The sequence below is a fragment of the Streptomyces sp. GESEQ-4 genome, from assembly GCF_017948455.1.
Lineage (GTDB): Bacteria > Actinomycetota > Actinomycetes > Streptomycetales > Streptomycetaceae > Streptomyces.
On record NZ_JAFFSU010000031.1, the window covers coordinates 57,013 to 74,988 of the forward strand.

General features: G+C 70.3%; 18 protein-coding genes and 4 pseudogenes. 9 read left to right on the top strand and 13 right to left on the bottom strand.

The annotated features are described in order from the left end of the window. Positions 1-101: 101 nt before the first annotated feature. Both KCH48_RS36905 and KCH48_RS36910 read left to right on the top strand, forming a co-directional pair. Complete coding sequence (locus KCH48_RS36905; RefSeq protein ID WP_210581565.1) at positions 102-608, top strand: DUF2165 domain-containing protein; 507 nt, start codon at positions 102-104, stop codon at positions 606-608. After that, positions 605-1,114 carry a DUF1579 family protein gene (locus KCH48_RS36910; protein WP_210581567.1) on the top strand — a complete coding sequence of 170 codons (510 nt, stop codon included), beginning with the start codon at positions 605-607 and terminating at the stop codon, positions 1,112-1,114. Before KCH48_RS36905 ends, KCH48_RS36910 begins: the two co-directional genes overlap by 4 nt. Positions 1,115-1,123: 9 nt before the next feature. On the opposite strand, the gene KCH48_RS36915 is transcribed toward KCH48_RS36910, so the two are convergent. The 3 genes from KCH48_RS36915 to KCH48_RS36925 all read right to left on the bottom strand — a co-directional run bounded on the left by KCH48_RS36915 (position 1,124) and on the right by KCH48_RS36925 (position 5,299). Continuing rightward, entirely contained in the window at positions 1,124-1,666 is a 543-nt protein-coding gene (locus tag KCH48_RS36915) for a hypothetical protein (protein ID WP_210581569.1), read from the bottom strand. A 78-nt stretch (positions 1,667-1,744) separates the two neighbouring features. After that, positions 1,745-4,330 carry a bifunctional FO biosynthesis protein CofGH gene (locus KCH48_RS36920; protein WP_210581571.1) on the bottom strand — a complete coding sequence of 862 codons (2,586 nt, stop codon included), beginning with the start codon at positions 4,328-4,330 and terminating at the stop codon, positions 1,745-1,747. 123 nt (positions 4,331-4,453) lie between these two features. After that, complete coding sequence (locus KCH48_RS36925) at positions 4,454-5,299, bottom strand: LLM class F420-dependent oxidoreductase (protein ID WP_210581572.1); 846 nt, start codon at positions 5,297-5,299, stop codon at positions 4,454-4,456. Positions 5,300-5,634: 335 nt separating this feature from the next. On the opposite strand from KCH48_RS36925, the gene KCH48_RS36930 reads away from it, so the two are divergent. Both KCH48_RS36930 and KCH48_RS36935 read left to right on the top strand, forming a co-directional pair. Next, positions 5,635-5,808 carry a hypothetical protein gene (locus KCH48_RS36930; protein WP_210581574.1) on the top strand — a complete coding sequence of 58 codons (174 nt, stop codon included), beginning with the start codon at positions 5,635-5,637 and terminating at the stop codon, positions 5,806-5,808. Between the two features lie 61 nt (positions 5,809-5,869). Next, positions 5,870-6,031, top strand: coding sequence for a hypothetical protein (locus tag KCH48_RS36935; RefSeq protein WP_210581576.1), 162 nt, complete (start codon positions 5,870-5,872; stop codon positions 6,029-6,031). A gap of 98 nt (positions 6,032-6,129) precedes the next feature. On the opposite strand, the pseudogene KCH48_RS42610 reads toward KCH48_RS36935, so the two are convergent. Together KCH48_RS42610 and KCH48_RS36940 are read right to left on the bottom strand one after the other, a co-directional pair. Then, a pseudogene (locus KCH48_RS42610) lies at positions 6,130-6,315 on the bottom strand (IS200/IS605 family accessory protein TnpB-related protein); the annotation flags it as partial. A 73-nt stretch (positions 6,316-6,388) separates the two neighbouring features. Continuing rightward, entirely contained in the window at positions 6,389-7,069 is a 681-nt protein-coding gene (locus tag KCH48_RS36940; RefSeq protein WP_210581578.1) for a GntR family transcriptional regulator, read from the bottom strand. An 80-nt stretch (positions 7,070-7,149) separates the two neighbouring features. Between KCH48_RS36940 and KCH48_RS36945 the strand changes: the two genes are divergently transcribed. Continuing rightward, positions 7,150-7,689 (top strand): YbhB/YbcL family Raf kinase inhibitor-like protein, encoded by a 540-nt coding sequence (locus KCH48_RS36945; RefSeq protein WP_210581579.1) that lies wholly within the window; start codon positions 7,150-7,152, stop codon positions 7,687-7,689. 17 nt (positions 7,690-7,706) lie between these two features. Beyond that, positions 7,707-8,135 (top strand): annotated as a pseudogene (locus tag KCH48_RS36950) (metal-dependent transcriptional regulator); the annotation flags it as partial. A gap of 45 nt (positions 8,136-8,180) precedes the next feature. Here the strand turns inward: KCH48_RS36950 and KCH48_RS36955 are convergent. The 4 genes from KCH48_RS36955 to KCH48_RS36970 form a co-directional block, all read right to left on the bottom strand. After that, positions 8,181-9,050 (bottom strand): NAD(P)H-binding protein, encoded by an 870-nt coding sequence (locus tag KCH48_RS36955; RefSeq protein WP_210581583.1) that lies wholly within the window; start codon positions 9,048-9,050, stop codon positions 8,181-8,183. 120 nt (positions 9,051-9,170) lie between these two features. Further along, positions 9,171-10,022 carry an MBL fold metallo-hydrolase gene (locus tag KCH48_RS36960; RefSeq protein ID WP_210581585.1) on the bottom strand — a complete coding sequence of 284 codons (852 nt, stop codon included), beginning with the start codon at positions 10,020-10,022 and terminating at the stop codon, positions 9,171-9,173. A gap of 245 nt (positions 10,023-10,267) precedes the next feature. Then, positions 10,268-10,423: a hypothetical protein gene (locus KCH48_RS36965; RefSeq protein WP_210581587.1), complete on the bottom strand. Its 156-nt coding sequence runs from the start codon at positions 10,421-10,423 to the stop codon at positions 10,268-10,270. A gap of 1 nt (position 10,424) precedes the next feature. Then, on the bottom strand, positions 10,425-11,246 hold the full coding sequence (locus tag KCH48_RS36970) for an endonuclease/exonuclease/phosphatase family protein (protein ID WP_210581589.1): 822 nt from the start codon (positions 11,244-11,246) through the stop codon (positions 10,425-10,427). Positions 11,247-11,338: 92 nt separating this feature from the next. Between KCH48_RS36970 and KCH48_RS36975 the strand changes: the two genes are divergently transcribed. After that, the gene (locus KCH48_RS36975; protein WP_210581590.1) at positions 11,339-11,746 is read left to right on the top strand and encodes a nitroreductase/quinone reductase family protein; all 408 of its coding nucleotides are present in this window, start codon (positions 11,339-11,341) and stop codon (positions 11,744-11,746) included. 103 nt (positions 11,747-11,849) lie between these two features. Continuing rightward, on the top strand, positions 11,850-12,614 hold the full coding sequence (locus tag KCH48_RS36980; protein WP_210581592.1) for an alpha/beta fold hydrolase: 765 nt from the start codon (positions 11,850-11,852) through the stop codon (positions 12,612-12,614). Between the two features lie 6 nt (positions 12,615-12,620). On the opposite strand, the pseudogene KCH48_RS36985 reads toward KCH48_RS36980, so the two are convergent. After that, positions 12,621-12,993: pseudogene (locus tag KCH48_RS36985) on the bottom strand (transposase); the annotation flags it as partial. Positions 12,994-13,073: 80 nt separating this feature from the next. Beyond that, positions 13,074-13,901 (bottom strand): helix-turn-helix domain-containing protein, encoded by an 828-nt coding sequence (locus KCH48_RS36990; RefSeq protein ID WP_210581594.1) that lies wholly within the window; start codon positions 13,899-13,901, stop codon positions 13,074-13,076. Between the two features lie 62 nt (positions 13,902-13,963). On the opposite strand from KCH48_RS36990, the gene KCH48_RS36995 reads away from it, so the two are divergent. Then, on the top strand, positions 13,964-14,575 hold the full coding sequence (locus tag KCH48_RS36995; RefSeq protein WP_210581595.1) for a TIGR03086 family metal-binding protein: 612 nt from the start codon (positions 13,964-13,966) through the stop codon (positions 14,573-14,575). A gap of 72 nt (positions 14,576-14,647) precedes the next feature. Here KCH48_RS36995 and KCH48_RS37000 read toward each other — a convergent pair whose 3' ends face one another. Further along, complete coding sequence (locus tag KCH48_RS37000; RefSeq protein WP_210581597.1) at positions 14,648-16,099, bottom strand: aldehyde dehydrogenase family protein; 1,452 nt, start codon at positions 16,097-16,099, stop codon at positions 14,648-14,650. Positions 16,100-16,190: 91 nt separating this feature from the next. Beyond that, positions 16,191-17,915, bottom strand: a pseudogene (locus KCH48_RS37005) (amidohydrolase family protein); the annotation flags it as partial. Positions 17,916-17,976 lie beyond the last annotated feature (61 nt).

Consider the following 17,976-nt stretch of genomic DNA (forward strand, 5'->3'; position numbering starts at 1 on the left):
CGTCGCAGTTCGTCCGGGTTGCCCCAACTCCGCTTCCGGGGACATCGTTTCGGGCTCGATCGAGCTGGAACACAGTGGCCCGCCCCGGAAGGATGACCTACATGACAACACCCCCACGCACCTCACGAAGCGCCCTCCACCTCACTGCCACCCTCCTCACCGCGAGCGTCGCGCTCTACATAGCGCTCGTCGCCTTCGGGAACATCACCGACTTCGGGACGAACCAGCAGTTCGTGCAGCACGTCCTGGCGATGGATACGACGTTCAAGGACGACGACCTGATGTGGAGAGCGATCACCAGCAAGGGACTTCAGAACACGGCGTACGTGGCGATCATCATCTGGGAGACGGTCGCCGCACTCGTCCTGATATACGGCACGTGGCTCTGGTTCCGCGGCGACGACACCCGCGCCTGCCGCTTCTCCACCTACGGCCTGCTGATGGTTCTGCTGCTGTTCGGCGCCGGGTTCATCGCGATCGGCGGCGAGTGGTTCTCCATGTGGCAGTCGGCCGACTGGAACGGGCTCGACGCGGCGACGCGCGCCTTCGTGTTCAGCGGAATCGTGCTGCTCGTCGTGCAGTCGACCGGCGGACGGAGCGAGTCATGACGGACGGGACGACACCACGCGTGGTGGCCGTCAACCGCGGCACCGAGCAGGCCGCCGGCAGCCCGCCGACCGGGCCGGGGCCTCAGCACCGGGCGCTCGACGTCTGGGTGGGACGGTGGATCAACCAGGGTCATGTGATCAATGAGGACGGCAGCCCGGGGCCGACGATCACGACCTCCGATGTCTATGAATGGGGTCCCGGCGGGGTCTTCCTCGTCCACTCCGCCTACGGGCGGATCGGCGAGTTCGACGTCGGCGGCACGGAGATCATCGGCTACGACGAGACGAGCGGCGCCTACCGGTCGCACTTCTTCGACAGTCAGGGCAATGTGACCGTCAGCCGGCTAGTCGCGGACGGCGACACCTGGGCCTACCAGGGCGACACGACCCGCTCCACCGTGGAGTTCAGCGACGGCCATCGTGTCCAGACGGTCCTGCACGAGCGGACGGATGACGGGAGCACTTACCGGCCCTCTATGCGGGTCACGCTGACCAAAGTCACGTGACCGAAGGGGCTAGTTGACGACCACCACCGTCGTCCCCGTCGAGCCGAACGTCCACACCGCCGACCCGTCGGCCTTGCGCATCCGGATGCCGCCGGTCTGGGTGTCCGAGGCCGGCGGGGGTGAGGAGCCGTCGACAGCGTTGGAGAAGGCGATGTTGAGGCCGGACTTGGTGGCGAAGTAGACGATGTTCTCGATCGCCACCCCGTCCGAGCCGGTCGTCGCGTCGCGGCGGGAGACGACGGAGTAGTTGCCGGGGTCGGGGGCGACCGTCCCCGGCCATACGGCGAACGTGCGGCGGGCGGCATCGCTCTCGTCGACCAGCCACACCCGCCGCAGCCCGAGGGAGTAGACGATGCGCCGGCCGGTGCCGGAACTGTCCGGTATCGCGGCCGGTGCGGAGGCCGAGGGCTTCGGCGACGCGCTCGCCGACGCGCTGGGCCGCGCCGCCGTCGCCGTGGGACGCGGGCCCTTGTCGGCCTGTACGGCCAGGACGGTGACGGCGGCGATCGCGCCCACCGTCAGTGCGGCCACCCAGACCTTGGGAGCAGGCACGGGCACGCATCTCCTCAGCTCACCGACAGGGTCGGATCATCGTACTGCGAGCCCTCTGTCCCCTCGGTCCAGCACCGGTCAGTCCAGCACCGGCAACAGCTCCGGCAGATGCCCGTCCGACGCCGCTGCCGCCCGCTGCCGCTCCTGAGGCACCTCCCCGTAGAGCGTCGTACGCGGCTTCGCCGGCCGGCCCGCCGCCTCCGCCACGGCCACCAGGTCACGTACCGACTTGTACGAGCCGTACGACGAACCCGCCATCCGCGAGATCGTCTCCTCCATCAGCGTGCCGCCGAGGTCGTTCGCGCCGGAACGGAGCATTTCCGCCGCGCCCTCCGAGCCCAGCTTCACCCAGCTGGTCTGGATGTTGGGAATCCACGGGTGCAGGAGGAGGCGGGCCATCGCCGTCACCGCGCGGTTGTCCCGCATCGTCGGGCCCGGGCGCGCGATGCCCGCCAAGTACACCGGCGCGTTGGTGTGGATGAACGGCAAGGTCACGAACTCCGTGAAGCCGCCCGTCCGTTGCTGGATCCCGGCCAGGGTGCGCAGGTGGCCGAGCCAGTGGCGAGGCTGGTCGACATGGCCGTACATCATCGTCGACGAGGACCGGATGCCGACCTCGTGCGCCGTCGAGATCACCTCGATCCAGGTCGCCGTCGGCAGCTTGCCCTTCGTCAGGACCCAGCGGACCTCGTCGTCGAGGATCTCCGCCGCCGTGCCGGGGACGGAGTCGAGGCCCGCTTCCTTCGCCGCCGTCAGCCACTCACGGATCGAAAGCCCGGTCCGGGTCGCGCCGTTGACCACCTCCATCGGCGAGAAGGCGTGCACATGCATCCCCGGCACCCGCTCCTTCACCGCCTTCGCGATGTCGAAGTACGCCGTGCCGGGCAGGTCCGGGTGGATGCCGCCCTGCATGCACACCTCCACCGCGCCCACGTCCCACGCCTGCTGCGCCCGGTCCGCCACCTGCTCCAGCGACAGCGTGTACGCGTCCGCGTCCGAGCGGCGCTGCGCGAAGGCGCAGAAACGGCAGCCCGTGTAACAGACGTTGGTGAAGTTGATGTTCCGAGTGACGATGTACGTGACCTCGTCGCCGACCACCGACTTGCGCACGTCGTCGGCCACCGCGCACAGCGCGTCCAGCGCCGGCCCGTCCGCGTGCAGCAGCGCCAGCGCCTCCTCGTCGGTCAGCTTCGTCGGATCGTCCGCCGCCGTTGCCAGAGCGGCGCGTACGTCCGTGTCGATCCGGGACGGCACCATGCCCGGCGCCGCCGCCTCGCGCAGGGCGCCCCAGTCGCCGTACACCTCGTCGAAGTCGTCGCGGCGGTCGGACGTACGGCCCTCGGTGTCGATGGTCGTGTGCAGATCCGTACGTCCGGAGGGAACGAACACCTCCTCCGGCTCCTGCCACGGGTGCCCCTCGACCACGGCGTCCTCGCGCGCCAGCCCCGTCTCCGGGTCGGCCAGCGCGCGGACGTGCGGGCGCAGCCGCGGGTCCAGCCAGGGCTCACCGCGCCGCACGAACTCCGGGTAGACGCAGAGGCGTTCACGCAGTTCGAAGCCAGCGGCACGCGAGCGCTCGGTGAGTTCCTCGATCTGCGGCCAGGGGCGTTCCGGGTTGACGTGGTCGATGGTCAGGGGCGACACCCCGCCCCAGTCGTCGATCCCGGCGCCGATCAGCCGCTCGTACTCGGAGTCGACCAGGTTCGGCGGGGCCTGCAGACAGGCCGCCGGGCCCATGATGTGCCGGGCCACCGCCACCGTCGCGACCAGCTCGTCCAACTCCGCGTCCGGCATGCCCCGCATCGCGGTGTCCGGCTTGGCACGGAAGTTCTGGATGATCAGTTCCTGGATGCCGTGGTAGGCCCGGGAGATCTTCCGGAGCGCGAAGAGCGACTCGGCGCGCTCCTCGTACGTCTCCCCGATACCGATGAGCAGCCCGGAGGTGAAGGGGACCGACGACCGCCCCGCGTCCTCCAGCACCCGCAGCCGTACGGCGGGTTCCTTGTCCGGGGAGCCGTAGTGCGGCCCGCCCGGCTCGGACCAGAGCCTGGTGGCCGTGGTCTCCAACATCATGCCCATGGACGGGGCCACCGGCTTCAGCCGCTGGAAGTCGGTCCACGACATGACCCCGGGGTTGAGGTGGGGCAGCAGCCCCGTCTCCTCCAGGATGCGGATCGATATGGCCCGGACGTACGCGATCGTGTCGTCGTAACCGTGCGCGTCGAGCCATTCCCGCGCCTCCGACCACCGCTCCTCGGGCTTGTCGCCCAGGGTGATGAGCGCTTCCTTGCAGCCGAGGGCGGCGCCCTTGCGGGCGATGTCGAGTACCTCGTCCGGGGACATGAACATCCCGTGCCCGGCCCGGCGCAGCTTGCCGGGGACGGTCACGAACGTGCAGTAGTGGCATTTGTCCCGGCACAACCGGGTGAGGGGGATGAAGACGCTCTTCGAGTACGTGATGACGCCGGGGCGACCGCCCGCCTCGAGGCCCGCGTCCCGCACCCGGCCGGCGGACGCGGTGAGGTCGCCGAGGGCCTCACCGCGGGCCTGAAGCAGCACCGCCGCCTCATTGACGTCGAGCGCGACGCCGTCCCGGGCGCGTTTGAGGGCGCGACGCATGGAGTTCTCGGTGGGGCCGGTTCCGGAGCTCGCGGAGGTCGTCATCTCTTGAGCATACGATCGGGCTGATCAGCGCCCCGAAGGGGCGCGGGGAACTGCGCGAGCAACAACAACGAACCCGCAGCCACCCACCGCACCGAACACGGCAGACGAGACGACACAGCCCACTCAGATGTACGCCGCATACTCGTCCAGCACCCTCAGCACCTCTGCCTCTCCCGCCGGCGGGAGTTGGACGACGACCTCCTCGATGCCAAGGTCGGCATAATGCGCCAGCTTGCCCGAGGTCGGATAGACCGCATACGGCACAACCTGCAGCCCCGCCGGATCACGCCCCGCGTCCGCCCACGCGGCCCGCAGCCGCGGCATCGACTCCGACAGACCCCGCCCCCCGATCGGCATCCACCCGTCGGCGTACTCGCAGATGTGCGTGAAGAGCTTCGGCCCCGCCGCGCCCCCGACAAGCGTGCGCGGACCGACGACCGGCCCGCGCGGCTTCTGCACGGGCTTGGGGTAGGCGTGACTAGCCCGCACACCCTCGAACTCCCCCTCATACGCAGTCGGTTCCTCCGCCCAGAGCGCCCGCATCAACGCTATCCGGTCCCGGACCAGCTCGCGACGCGTCCGCCACTCCACCCCGTGGTCGGCAGCCTCCTCCACGTTCCAGCCGAAGCCGAGCCCCAGCGTGAACCGGCCGCCCGACAGATGGTCGAGCGTCGCGATCTGCTTGGCCAGGTCGATCGGGTCGTGCTGGGCCACGAGCGTGATGCCGGTGCCGAGGCCCAGGCGGTCCGTCACGGCGGCGGCCTGGCCGAGCGCGACGAAGGGGTCGAGCGTACGGCCGTACTCGGGCGGCAGTTCCCCGCCCGCCGGGTACGGGGTGACCCGCTCGACGGGGATGTGCGTGTGCTCGGGCAGATACAGCCCGGCATAGCCCCGCTGCTCCAGCTCGCGTGCGAGCCGGGTCGGGGTGATCGTCTCGTCGGTGAGGAAGATCGTGACGGAGAGGCGCATGGCCCATCTGTACCGCGACGAACCTCGAATGTCCATACCGACTAGTCGGCATCCAAGCGGTTCCCACTGACAGATATCCGTGGATTCCCTTTCCTTGTACGGCAGTTCACGTCCGAAGGCCAGAGTTCTGCAACGGGTCTTCACGGGCAGCCGCGCGTACCGAAGAATCGCCGTATGTCCTCCCGAGCCCCGGTCCGGGGCCGGTCCCGGCGGGAGCCGCTGGCGCTGACGGCCGCGGGGGCGGCGCTGGCCGTAGGAAGGCGGCGGCCCGGCTCCCCCTGGTCCTCGCCGTCCATCCCACCCGGGCCCTCGGACTCGCCGCCGACCGAGGGCTGGTGGCGGATCTGCCGGACGGCGGGAGCGTGGCCTGGGATGAGCTCGGTGGGCAGGGCGGGCGGGCCCGGGTCGTCCGCGGGGCGCCGGGGTCCGACCGGGAGGCGGTGACGGCCGTACGAGACGACCCGGACGCCATCGCTTTCCTGGGGGCGTTCTCGGAGGGCGTCGAGTGAGGCGGGGAACTGATCGATCCCTGCTGGCGTCGTGACGTGCATGGCGCAGGGTGGGAGCACGATGGAAGAGGAACCGACGTGGGCGGAGCTTCTGCTGACCTTTGCCATCGTCGCGGCCGTCCCTACCGTCATCGGAGGGGCGTTGTTCCTTTCCCTGTTCGGATTGACGATGTGGGTAACGGCGCCGCTGCGGCGGCGCAGGCGTGCACGCAAGGCGGAGTGATCGACGCGATCGCCGGTCCGGGCGCAACGGCCTACGTGTCGCCGTCGAAGGCGATGTGCAGATGATCCCGATGCACGCGATCTGAAGAAGAACCGTTCCTAGAGACTGAGCGGGAGTGAGTCCTGTTGCCAGGACTCATGCTCAGCCGAACGTCCCGAACGGTGTTGGGCATTCTGGTCCCCCGCGTTCGCTCCACACCCGGGCGGCACGCATCTGGTGCGTGGTCCGGGAATGCGGAGGCGGGTTTCCTCACGCCCGGGGACCTCCGGTCGGGCCTGGACAGTATCAATTTGCGGCTCCGCCGCGTGGGCGCGACCAGCCACGACGGCGCCGCAGACGGCCGACGGCCCGACGGGATCAGGATCCGTTCAGGCCCGCCGCAGTCAGCGTGAGGTGCTGGACCAGCATCTCGGCCGCCCCGTCGGCGTCCCGCGCCAGCGCCGCCTCCTCCAGGCGGCGGTGCTCGCGGAGGCCGTCCCGGTCGGGGTTGCGGTGCGATGACCAGCGGCGGGCCAGCTCGCTCACGGTCCAGAGCCGGTCGCAGGTCTCCAGCAGGACGGGGTTGCCGCAGCCCTCCAGCAGGGTGCGGTGGAAGGCCCGGTGGGCCTCGGCCCAGGCGCCGGTGTAGTACTCGCCCTCCTCCGGCAGATACGGCGGGGTGCGGGCCAGGCGGTGGTGGGCGGCTCGTACGCGGGCCTCCCAGTCGAGGTCGCCGCGCTCGATGGACATGCGCAGCACGACCGGTTCGACGGTCCGGCGGGCCTCCGCGATCTCGTGCCAGCGGCGGTCGGAGGAGGCCGGGACGGCGAAACCGCGATTGGGCAGCCGGTCGGCGAGACCCTCGCCGACCAGCCGCACGAGCGCTTCCCGCACGACGGCCAGGCTCACGCCCTGCTGCTTGGCGAGGTCCTGCGGTTTGAGGGCGTCACGGGGGGCGAAGTCGCCGCGCATGATCGCGTCGCGCAGGTGCGCGTAGACCTGCTCGGAAAGCATCTGCTTCCCCGAGGAGGTCGGGGTGTTGTCGGCCGTCTGCGTCATGCCTCGAGCATAGACGATCCCTTCAATAATCGATTATCTATGTTATGGTCGATCTGCATCCGACAGAGAGGAACGACGCGATGAGCGCCAACGACCCGTTCGCCCGCCTCCCCGAGGCGGCTTCGTTCACCGTCACCAGCACCACCGTCACCGACGGCACGGCCTGGTCACCCGAGCAGTTCTCCGGCATCTTCGGCGTCCCCGGCGGGAAGGACGTCTCCCCGCAGCTGTCCTGGAGCGGCGCGCCGGAGGGCACCAAGAGCTACGCCGTCACCGTCTACGACCCCGACGCCCCCACCGGGTCCGGGTTCTGGCACTGGGCGGTCGCCGACATCCCCGCCACCGTCACGGAGCTGCCCGAGGGCGCCGGCGACGACACCGGCTCGGGCCTGCCCGAAGGTGCCTTCCAGCTGCCCAACGACGCCCGCCTGGCCCGCTTCATCGGCGCCGCCCCGCCGGCCGGACACGGCCCGCACCGCTACTACGTCGTCATACACGCCCTCGCCGTCGAGTCCATCGGCGTCGCGGCCGACGCCACCCCGGCCGTCCTCGGCTTCACCATGGCGAGCCACATCCTCGGCCGCGCGGTCCTGACCGCCACCGCCGAGACGCCCGCCTGACCCGCCTGAGGACCGGCATGTCCCGACTCATCGACACCACGGAGATGTATCTCCGCACGGTGCTCGAACTCGAGGAACAGGGCATCGTCCCGCTGCGGGCGCGGATAGTGGAACGGCTTGCCCAGTCGGGCCCGACGGTCAGCCAGACGGTCGCCAGGATGCAGCGGGACGGCCTGCTGCATGTGGCCCGCGACCGGCGGCTGGTGCTCACCGATGCGGGCAGGACGCTGGCCACCCGGGTGGTGCGCAAGCACAGGCTGGCCGAGTGCCTGCTCGTCAGCGTGATCCGGATGCCATGGGAAGAGGTGCACCTCGAGGCGTGCCGCTGGGAGCACGTGATCTCCGAGTCCGCCGAGCGGCACCTCTACGAACTGCTCGGCCACCCGGACCGGTGCCCCTGCGGCAACGTCATCCCCGGCTTGGATGAGCTGGTCGCGGAGGCCGGCTGTCCGAGGTGAGCCTCCGCGTCCTGCCCACGCACTACCCGCGGGCTATGCCGTTGCCGCAGAGGACTGGGCCGTGAAGGTGTCCGCGTGCTCCGCGGCCCACTGGCCGAACGTGCGGGCCGGGCGGCCGGTGACCTTCTCGACGGTGTCGACGACCGTTCGGCCCACCTCCGGGGTGTTCCCGTACGCCTCGAGCAGGAAGCCGATGACATCCTCCGGGTGGCCCGCCGCCCGCCACTGGGCGACTGCCTCCTCCTCGGTCAGCTCGACCAGGGCAATCTCCCGGCCACAGGCGGCTGCGATCGTCGCCACCTTGTCGCCGACGGTCAGCAGTTCAGGACCGGTGATCACGTACTCCTGACCCCCATGCCCCTCCTCGGTGAGCGCGACCGCGGCGACCGCGCCGATGTCGCCCTCGTGCACCATGGCGCTCAGCCGGGAGACGAACGGCTCGCGCACCACGCCCGAGGCCATGATCCCGTCCGCCCACTCCAGGGCGTTGGCCATGAACTCGACCGGCATGAGCACGGTCCACTCCACACCGTCGTCGGCACGCACGGCGTCCTCCAGCAGGGACGGCCCGCCACCGTGCAGCACGGTGACCCGGCGTACACCGGCCGCGCGGGCCAGCTCCAGGATCCGCGGGCCGGTCTCCAGCGGAGCGAAGTAGGGCCCGCCGAAGGTGATCAGATGGAGGCCGGTGACGCCCTTCAGGGCCGGAAGCAGGCTGTCGGGTTCGGTCAGGTCGCCCTGGACGACCTCGACGTCGGCCGGGAGGTCGGCCGTCGCCGCGTCCCGGGTGAGAGCGCGAACCGCGTGGCCGCGGGCGAGCAGTTCGGCGACCACCTGGCGGCCGACGGTTCCCGTGGCGCCGGTGACAAGGATCTTCTGCGTCTGCGTGCTGTTCTGCGTCATGGAACGACCGTAGGAAGCCTTGCGGTCAGCTTCTGTCCGCAAGGCTTCCTACGCCAGAGATGGCGGGCGTGTCATAGGCGCCGGAGTGCAGCAGATCCCAACGCCATGCGGCACCGCCGCTCACGTCCCCGACGGCCGCGGCTGCTCCGGCGGAACCGAGCTCTCGGCAACCGCCATCCATTGGTCCAGGTCGGCCTGGGTGAACTCTGCCCACGGCGGGATTCCGGGGAGCTGGCGGAGGAGGTCGTAGGCCTCGGGGATCTGGGCTCCGCGCAGGACCGGGCAGTGGCAGCCGGCGATGACCTCGGCGTTCAGATGTTGGAAGTCGGTGACGACCGTCCCGAACTTCTGGGCGTCCAGCAGGGCGACCCACGGGGAGACCAGCCTTCCGCCGAAGAACTGGCCGTCGCGGAATTCGTCCGGCGACAGCGCCGCCGTCTCGGGCATAGGGGTCGGCACGTTCGTGGCGAAGGTGTCCACGGCCCACAGGACGTTGGCCTTCGGGTCGAAGAGGGCGCGGGTTGTGGGGTTGTCGTACAGGGGCGGTCGCTTGGCGACCAGGGTGCGATCGCCCACGTCGATCGTGTCGCCGTCGGTCATGAAGCGGCACCGGTTGACGGGCGTCTCCCACTCCTCGGCCATGCGGCCGATGGAGAACCATGTCGTCAGCAGGGTCGCGTTCGGGCATTCCGCGAGGACCGCCAGGAGGTTGCCGGCGTGGTCGCGGTCGTCGTGGGTGAGGAAGATCCACCGTACGTCCAGGGGATCCACGACGGACCAGGCTGCCTCCAGCCACTGGGACCGCACTGCGGGTGCCCCGGTGTCCACGAGGACCGGTTCGGTTCCCCGGATCACCATCGAGTTCATCGGGAAGTGGCCGACCGGCGGGGCCTCAAGGGCCCACGGGATGACGAACGTCTCCTCAGCGATCTTGTACGGCTGCAGCAGGTTGAAGCTCTGCAAGGTTGTCATCGCTGCTCTCCTTAGGACGGAGTCGCCGCAGCGGCCATGTATCCAGTGCAGCCCCGTGCCGGGCTGTCGTCAAACGCAGAACTCGTGTGAGGTCATGGTCGCCGGGTGGGGCGGTCCTCCCCTGAGGTGCATCCGACGAGCCCCAGCCCGGCAGCGGCGGCGGCCAGGAGAAGGGTCCGCCTGGCGGGTTCGGTCACTTCATCAGGGTGCCGGGGCGGGCGGAGGGGGTGTCAAGCCGGGACGGCTCAGTCCAGCACCTGGGGATCGCGGAAGTAGTAGACGACGGTCACGCCCATACCGGGTGTGTGCGTGTACACGACCGTGATCGCCTCGGCGGAATCGCGAGCGAGGGCGCCCCCGTCGCCTTCGCGGCCCTGCTCGACGCGCTGAAAACCGCACACGTCACCCCGCGCTGAGGTCCGCCACGACCGCCGCGTGGTCGGAGGCCCAGACGCCGTCCACAGGCCCGTCGCCCGCGCGCCGCACACCCCGCACATGGCCGATTCCGCCGGGACCGGGAAGCCCCACGTGGATGTAGTCGATGCGGGCGCTGGGGCCAAGACCTGCGGCGGCGTAAGGGTTTGCCGCGTCCCAAGTGAAGGCCGGCGCGCCCGGCTCGGCGTACTCCCAGGCGTCGTAGAGGACTTGGCCGGGGACGGCGGGGGCGGTGCGGTAGCCGCCGAAGAGGCGGATCTCGTCCGAGTCCGGCAGGGCGTTGAAGTCGCCGGTGACGACCGGCGGGAACGGGGTGCCGCCCCGGTGCTCCGCGACGAACTCGGCCAGGGCCCTGACCTGACGGCAACGCACCGCCGACGCATGGGGGACAGAAGTGAGGTGGGTGGTGAAGAAGGGGACTTCGTACGAGGGGGTGGCCAGGCGGGCGTACAGGGCGAGGCGGCCGTCGGCGACGTCGGTGGGGGCGGGGAGGGGCAATACGGCGTGGTCGGTCACCGGCCACCGGCTGAGCACCGCGTTTCCGATCCCGACCGCCGCGTCCCCGATCCTGCGCTGCCAGCGCTCGGGCGCGGGCGAGGGGCCCCAGGCCCAGTGCAGGCCGAGTTCCCCGGCCAGCCACTCGGCGAGGTTCTCCCCGTCGTCGGTCGCCCAGACCTCCTGCAACCCGACGACATCGGGGCGCAGTTCGCGCAAGACGCCGAGGATCGCCTTCTGCCGCGCCTCCCAAGGGCCGAACCGCCACCAAAGGTTCCACGTCACGACGCGCACGACCCCGATCACCGCCCCTACGCCCAACCGCCCGTCTCCTCAAGGCAATGATGTAGTCCCGTCCCGGACCCGACACAGGAGACCCGGAAACAATGCCCCGTCACTCCGAACGCAAATACCGGGCCGTCACCGCGGTCCAGCGTCACCTCAACCGCGTCACGCGCCGCCTGCCGACCCACACCCTCCTGGAGACCACCGGCCGCACCTCCGGCCTCCCCCGCCGGACCCCCATCGGCGGCCGCCGTGTCGGCGACTCCTTCTGGCTGGTCTCGGAGTTCGGGGAGCGGTCGCAGTACGTCCGCAACATCAAGGCCGACCCGAGGGTGCGGGTCCGGATCCACGGCCGCTGGCACGAGGGCACCGCCCACCTCCTCCCGGACGACGACGCCGTGGCCCGGCTGCGGAGCCTGCCGCGGATGAACAGTGCGGCGGTACGGGTGGTGGGGGCGGGGCTGCTCACGGTGCGGGTGGATCTGGACGGGCCGGGGTCCGGACGATGACCGTCGGCCAGTGCTGTGACCGGGATGGTTCGCCGGGTTGATGGGCGAGGTGGTGAGGGTGCTGTTCGGTCGGGGTAAATAGCCGCTGTATAGGATCTTTCGGATGACGCTCTCTCATGACGTGGCCGGCGACGGTCCTGCGCTGGTTCTTTTGCATTCCGGGGTGTGCGACCGGCGGATGTGGGATGCACAGTGGCTGACCTTGATCGATGCCGGTTACCGGCTGGTGCGATGTGATCTTCGGGGCTTCGGCGGAACTCCCGCGCCGGACCGGCCTCACAACGACGCTGAGGATGTGCAGGACCTCCTGAACAGTCTTGGCATCCGGCAGGCGGCACTGGTCGGGTCCTCGTACGGCGGGCACGTCGCTTTGGAGATCGCCGCGCGGTGGCCGGACCGGGTCAGCGCCCTTGCGTTGGTCTGCTCCGCCCTTCCCGGGCATGAACCTTCTGCTGAACTGAATGCGCTCGGCGAGCGCGAGGAAGCACTGCTCGAGGCGGGCGACATCGTCGGCGCGACGGAGCTCATGGTCGAAACCTGGTTGGGTCCGGACGCCGACGAGACCACTCGCGAGGCGGTACGCCGGATGCAGCGGCAGGCCTTCGAGCTGCAGATGGCCGTTGCTGAGGAGTTCGAGCCGATAGAGGCCGAGATTGATCTGGCGGCAATTCAGGCTCCCTGCCTTGCCGTGTCGGGCGCGCATGACCTGGCGGACTTCCGACAGATCGCTGCCCGGCTGCCAGATCTGCTAGCCGACGCCGAGCATGTTGAACTGCCTTGGGCAGGTCATCTCCCCAGCCTGGAGCGGCCATCGACTGTTACCGATCTGCTGATCGGCTTCCTCAAGGGCACCATTCCTGCCGTTTGATCCTGCTCACGGGTGTCTGTGCTGTCCCGCGGCGTTGAGGAGAGGGCGGCCGCCCCTGCGGATGCCCTTCTCACTGCGGAGACGGGCGCGTTCCCGTCCTTGGGCGGCCAGAACAGCGGGATGGCGGGCTGTGGTTGGGATGGTTCGAGTTGGCCAGGGTGAACTGCCGCAGTGGCCCGAAGTGCGCCTCGATCGGGTTCGCCCAGGATGCGTTTGTCGGGGTGAAGCACAGCTCGACCTTGTTCCTGACTGCCCAGCGCAGGATGCGCGCGTTCTTGTGGGCGGAGAGGTTGTCCAGGATTTCGTAGATCGGGGCACCATCGGGGCGTGCCACACGGATCGAGCGAAGGGCGGCCCAGGTGGGCCCGATGCCTTTGCGGAGCTGGTCCGGCTCGCGGAGGGCGGGGTGCGGGGGCGGATCGTGCTGGTTGCTTGAGGTGCGCCGGACGGGTCCTGGTCCTAACCTCCGTCGGAGCGTGCGCTCGCCGCGTACGTCGCCGGTGGGACGCCCACGGTGCTGGTGAAGTCCCGTACCAGATGGGCCTGGTCGGCATAGCCGAGGTCGGCGGCGAGCGCGGCCCAGTCCAGGTCGCTGCGGGTGCCGGCGAGTTCCAGGGCCTCGTGGAAGCGGTAGCGGAGGATCACCCACTTCGGGGTGACCCCGACGTATGTCGAAAAGAGCCGTTGCAGAGCCCGCACGGAGAGGCCCTGCGCGTGGGCGAAGTCGCCGACGCGGCACACGGTGCGGTCGGCACGCATGCGCTGGACGAGGTCCATGGCGAGGTCGGCCTGTGGGTCGGGCGCGGGGGCGAGGGAGAGCAGGAAGGCGTCGAGTGCGGCCAGCCGGGCCCGGTCGTCGGCCGGGCTCACGATCGAACGGGCGGTGTCGGGCGTGACCTGCGGAAACACCTCTCCGGCGGGCAGCGCGCGGCCCGTCCAGCGCGACGCCGCTGCCTCGGGTGCGTACGGGCGGAAGCCGCCGGGGCGGAACTTCGCCCCGCACACCCGTCCCCGCCCGGTCAGCTTCCTGGTGAACAGGCCGAGCGGGATACCGGTCACCTCGCCGTACGGCGGTCCTTCGTCCTCGTCCCACTGAAAGGTGAGGTTGACCGAGGGATGCGGGACGACGTGTGAGGCGTAGGGCCCGGGCAGGTCCCAGTCGATGAACCAGTACGTCTCGACATACCGCCGCAGCGGCTCGGCGGGCTGGTGGCGGCGGAACCGCACATGGGTCAGCAGCGCGGCCGGGTCGACGATGCCGCGGGTGTCGCGGCGAGGGGCGGCCATGGTCGGATCGTACGTCGCGTTTGTTCAAGCGGGGCGGGCCCGGGCGTCCCTACGGTCGGGGTATGGACATCGAAAGCACGCAGGAGCACAAGTACGGCGTCGGCGAGCTGCTCGGCCTGGCGCGTGACCGGGCGGTTCCGGTGCTGCGGGCGGTGCCCGACGCGGCGCTCGCGGCGCCCACGCCGTGCGCCGAGTACGACGTGAAATCGCTGGTCAACCATCTCTTCCACGTGGTCGCGGAGTTCCAGAAGCTGGCCGCCAAGGGGGAGTCGGACTTCTCCTCAACCCCCGACCGGGTCGGTGCGGGTGCGGACTGGCGCGAGCGCTTCGCTGACGAGGCGGACCGGCTGGTGGCGGCCTGGTCCGTGCCCGGCGCTGAGGAGGGGGCGGCCGGGGCTTGGCAGATGCCTGCGCGGCTCGTCGGCTCGATGGCGCTGCTGGACCTGACGGTGCATGTGTGGGACCTGGCCCGCGCCACGGGCCAGGAGTACCCGGTGGGCGGCTGGGCGGAACCGGTCGTGGAGCAGCTGGCCGGCACGGTCGCCGAGCTTGCCCCCACCGCCCGGAAGACTGGTGTGTTCGCGGAGCCGGTGCCGGTGAGGGAGGGGGCATCGCCGTTCGAGCGGCTGCTCGCGCAGACCGGGCGTGACCCGTATTGGGCGCCGGTCCGGTGAGTAATAGGGGCCCGTGGCCTGACTCCGTGCCGTGTTCGACCTTTAACTCAGAGCGACCCCTGGCACCGGCTGTCACCCTGGCCAAACGATCGCCTGCACCTCGCTGTACGCATGCAGGGCATACGACCCCACATCCCGCCCCACCCCGCTCCTCTTGAACCCCCCGAACGGCGCCTCCATGTTCCGCCCGACGGTGTTCACGCCCACTCCGCCGGCCCGCAGTTGCCGGGCGACGCGGAAGGCGCGGGCCACGTCGGAGGACCAGACGTAGTCGATCAGGCCGTAGTCGCTGTCGTTGGCGAGGGCGATCCCCTCTTCCTCCTCCTCGAAGGGGATGACGGATACCACCGGGCCGAAGATCTCCTCCCGGGTCACGCGCATCGAGGCAGTGCAGTCCGCTAGGAGGGTCGGGGAGACGTAGAAGCCGCGGTCGTACGCGGGGCGTTCGCCGCCCGTCACCACCGTGGCGCCCTCCTTGCGGCCCAACTCCACATACGACTCGACCCGTTCCCGGTGATCGGCCGAGATCACCGGCCCGACCACCGTTCCGGGCTCCCTCGGATCCCCGACCTTCAACCGGCCCGCATAGTCAGCCAGTTGCTCGACTACACGGTCGTACACACCGCGCTGCGCCAGCACTCGCGTCGGTGCCGTGCAGATCTGGCCGCTGTAGAAGGAGAAGGTGGTCCCGATGCCGGCCACGGCCGAGCCGAGGTCCGCGTCGTCGAAGACGAGCGCCGCGCCCTTGCCGCCCAGCTCCATCAGCTGGCGTTTCATGTCGCGCCCGCACACCTCGGCGATGCGCTGCCCTACGGCGGTGGAGCCGGTGAAGCTGACCATGTCGACGTCGGGGGACGATACGGCCGCCTCGCCCACCTCCACCGACCGGCCGCAGACCACGTTCACGACGCCCGCCGGAACGCCCGCCGCCTCCAGCGCCTCGGCCATCCGGAACACCGACAGGGGGTCCTGCGGGGCGGGTTTGACGACGACCGTGTTGCCCATGGCCAGCGCGGGGGCGATCTTGCCGGCCGGGTTGGCCCAGGGGTTGTTGTAGGAGGTGACGCAGGTGACGACGCCGACGGGCTGGCGTACGGCAAGGGCGCCCATCACCGCCGCCCTGCCCATCGGGCCCGCCTCGTTGATCTGCGGCGGGATCGCCCACTCCGTCGGCTCGACCTTCGCGTACCGCCGGAAGCGGGCCGCGCCGACCCCGACCTGCATGCCGTACGCCGTCCCGGTCGTCGCCCCCGTCTCCGCCTGCGCCAGCCGGGCATACGGCTCCAGGTGGCCGCGGATGATGTCCGCCGCCCGGCCCAGTACGACCGCCCGCTCCTCCGGCGTCGTACGCGACCACGGACCGAAGGCCTCGCGGGCCGCGGCCGCGGCCGCGTGCACCTGATCCCGCGAGGCCTCCGGCGCCCACCCGACGGTCTCCTCCGACGCCGGGTCGATCACCTCGTAGTGGCCGCCGTCCGGTTCGACCCACGAACCGCCGACGAACAGACGCTGTCCCTCGGTCACCTTCGGGTCACCCGTTCTTGTCGTGCGGGGTGCCGTGACCGACCTGCTTTTCCGGCCGGGGGTCCGGGGGTTGGCCCCCGGGAGAATGCAGCGTGCTCACCGTGCTCGTGTCCCGCCCGGACCGCAGCACCTTCCCCGGCACCGCTCCCGTCACCACGTCGTCCCGGATCGCCTCGACGCCGTTGACCCACACGGCCCGCACCCCGAGCGCCTTGGAGTCCAGCCGCGGACTGTCACCCGGCAGGTCGTGCACCAGGGTGGCCGTGCCGGCGCCGATCCGTTCCGGGTCGAAGAGGACGAGGTCCGCATGGAATCCCTCCGCCACCCGGCCCCGCTCCCGCAGCCCGAACAACCGCGCCGGATCGTCGGTCAGCATCTTCACCGCCTGCTCGAGCCCGGCCAGCTTCCGGCCGCGCAGACAGTCCCCGAGGAACCGGGTCGTGTACGGCGCCCCGCACATCCGGTCCAGATGCGCCCCCGCGTCCGACCCCCCGAGCATCACGTCCTCGTGCTGCCAGGCCTCGGCCCGCATCGCCCAGGACGCCGGGTCGTTGTCGGTCGGCATCGGCCAGAGCACCGTGCGCATGTCGTCCGCCGCGCAGATCTCCACCAGGCACTGGAAGGCGTCCTGCCCGCGTTCCGCCGCGATCTCCTCCACGACCCGCCCGCTCAGCCCACGGTTCGCCTCGCTGTACGTGTCGCCGATGACGTACCGCCCGAAGTTCGTCAGCCGCCGGAAGACACCCGCCTCCTTACTGCCCGCCCGCTCCAGCATCTCCGCCCGCACGTCGGCGTCCCTGAGCCGCGCGATCCGCTCCGGCACCGGCAGCCCCAGAATCGGCCCCCACCCGGGGATGAGGTTCAGCGCGCAGAACGTGCCGAGGGACATGTTCATCGGCGTGAGGATGGGCATCGTCAGCGCCACCACCCGGCCGCCCGCCTTCCGCGCCCGCTCACTCGCCACCAACTGCCTCGGCACCCGCTCGGGGACGGACGAATCGATCGTCAGCACATTCCAGTTCAACGGCCGCCCCGCCGCCGCACTCATCTCCACGAACAGATCGATCTCGGCATCACTGAACTGATCCAGACACCCGGCCACGATCGCCTCGATCTGCGTCCCCTCGTGCTCCCCCACCGCCTGGGAGAGCGCCAGCAGTTCGGCAGGCTTCGCATGCCGCGAGGCAACCGGCTGCCCGTCCCCGTCGGAGTGGGTCGAGGACTGCGTGGTCGACAGTCCCCACGCCCCCGCATCCATCGACTCATGGAGCAGGCGCAGCATGGCACCGAGTTGCTCCTCGGACGGCTGCCCGCCCACCGCCTCCGGCCCCATCACATACCGCCGCAGCGCACAATGCCCCACCATGAAGCCCGCGTTGACCGCGATACGTCCTTCGAGCGCATCGAGGTACTCCCCGAAGGAACTCCAGCTCCAAGGCGCGCCTTCTTCGAGCGCGACCAGCGACATCCCCTCGACCTTGGACATCATGCGGCGGGTGTAGTCCGCGTCTTCCGGGCGGTCGGGGTTGAGGGGAGCGAGCGTGAACCCGCAGTTGCCGGCCGCGACCGTCGTCACCCCGTGGTTCAGGGACGGGGTGGCATACGGATCCCAGAAGAGCTGAGCGTCGTAGTGAGTATGGGGATCGACAAACCCGGGCGCGAGAACCAGCCCAGCAGCATCCTCACTGCTCCGAGCCTCCTCGGTGACGGCCCCGATGACGGCGATACGACCGTCCCGGATACCGACGTCAGCGGTGTAGGCGGGCGCACCCGTCCCGTCAACGACGGTCGCCCCTTTGATGACGTGATCGAGCATGAGCCTTACCTCCTTGAACTCCGGGCAGCTGGAGACACCCAGGGGCGCGGGGAACTGCGCG

What these genes read in the sequence shown, in the direction of transcription:
- KCH48_RS36905 (WP_210581565.1), top strand. Translation starts at nt 102, where the DNA reads ATGACAACACCCCCACGCACCTCACGAAGCGCCCTCCACCTCACTGCC.
- KCH48_RS36910 (WP_210581567.1), top strand. Translation starts at nt 605, where the DNA reads ATGACGGACGGGACGACACCACGCGTGGTGGCCGTCAACCGCGGCACC.
- KCH48_RS36920 (WP_210581571.1), bottom strand. Translation starts at nt 4,330, where the DNA reads ATGACGACCTCCGCGAGCTCCGGAACCGGCCCCACCGAGAACTCCATG.
- KCH48_RS36925 (WP_210581572.1), bottom strand. Translation starts at nt 5,299, where the DNA reads ATGCGCCTCTCCGTCACGATCTTCCTCACCGACGAGACGATCACCCCG.
- KCH48_RS36935 (WP_210581576.1), top strand. Translation starts at nt 5,870, where the DNA reads ATGGAAGAGGAACCGACGTGGGCGGAGCTTCTGCTGACCTTTGCCATC.
- KCH48_RS36940 (WP_210581578.1), bottom strand. Translation starts at nt 7,069, where the DNA reads ATGACGCAGACGGCCGACAACACCCCGACCTCCTCGGGGAAGCAGATG.
- KCH48_RS36945 (WP_210581579.1), top strand. Translation starts at nt 7,150, where the DNA reads ATGAGCGCCAACGACCCGTTCGCCCGCCTCCCCGAGGCGGCTTCGTTC.
- KCH48_RS36955 (WP_210581583.1), bottom strand. Translation starts at nt 9,050, where the DNA reads ATGACGCAGAACAGCACGCAGACGCAGAAGATCCTTGTCACCGGCGCC.
- KCH48_RS36960 (WP_210581585.1), bottom strand. Translation starts at nt 10,022, where the DNA reads ATGACAACCTTGCAGAGCTTCAACCTGCTGCAGCCGTACAAGATCGCT.
- KCH48_RS36975 (WP_210581590.1), top strand. Translation starts at nt 11,339, where the DNA reads ATGCCCCGTCACTCCGAACGCAAATACCGGGCCGTCACCGCGGTCCAG.
- KCH48_RS36980 (WP_210581592.1), top strand. Translation starts at nt 11,850, where the DNA reads ATGACGCTCTCTCATGACGTGGCCGGCGACGGTCCTGCGCTGGTTCTT.
- KCH48_RS36990 (WP_210581594.1), bottom strand. Translation starts at nt 13,901, where the DNA reads ATGGCCGCCCCTCGCCGCGACACCCGCGGCATCGTCGACCCGGCCGCG.
- KCH48_RS36995 (WP_210581595.1), top strand. Translation starts at nt 13,964, where the DNA reads ATGGACATCGAAAGCACGCAGGAGCACAAGTACGGCGTCGGCGAGCTG.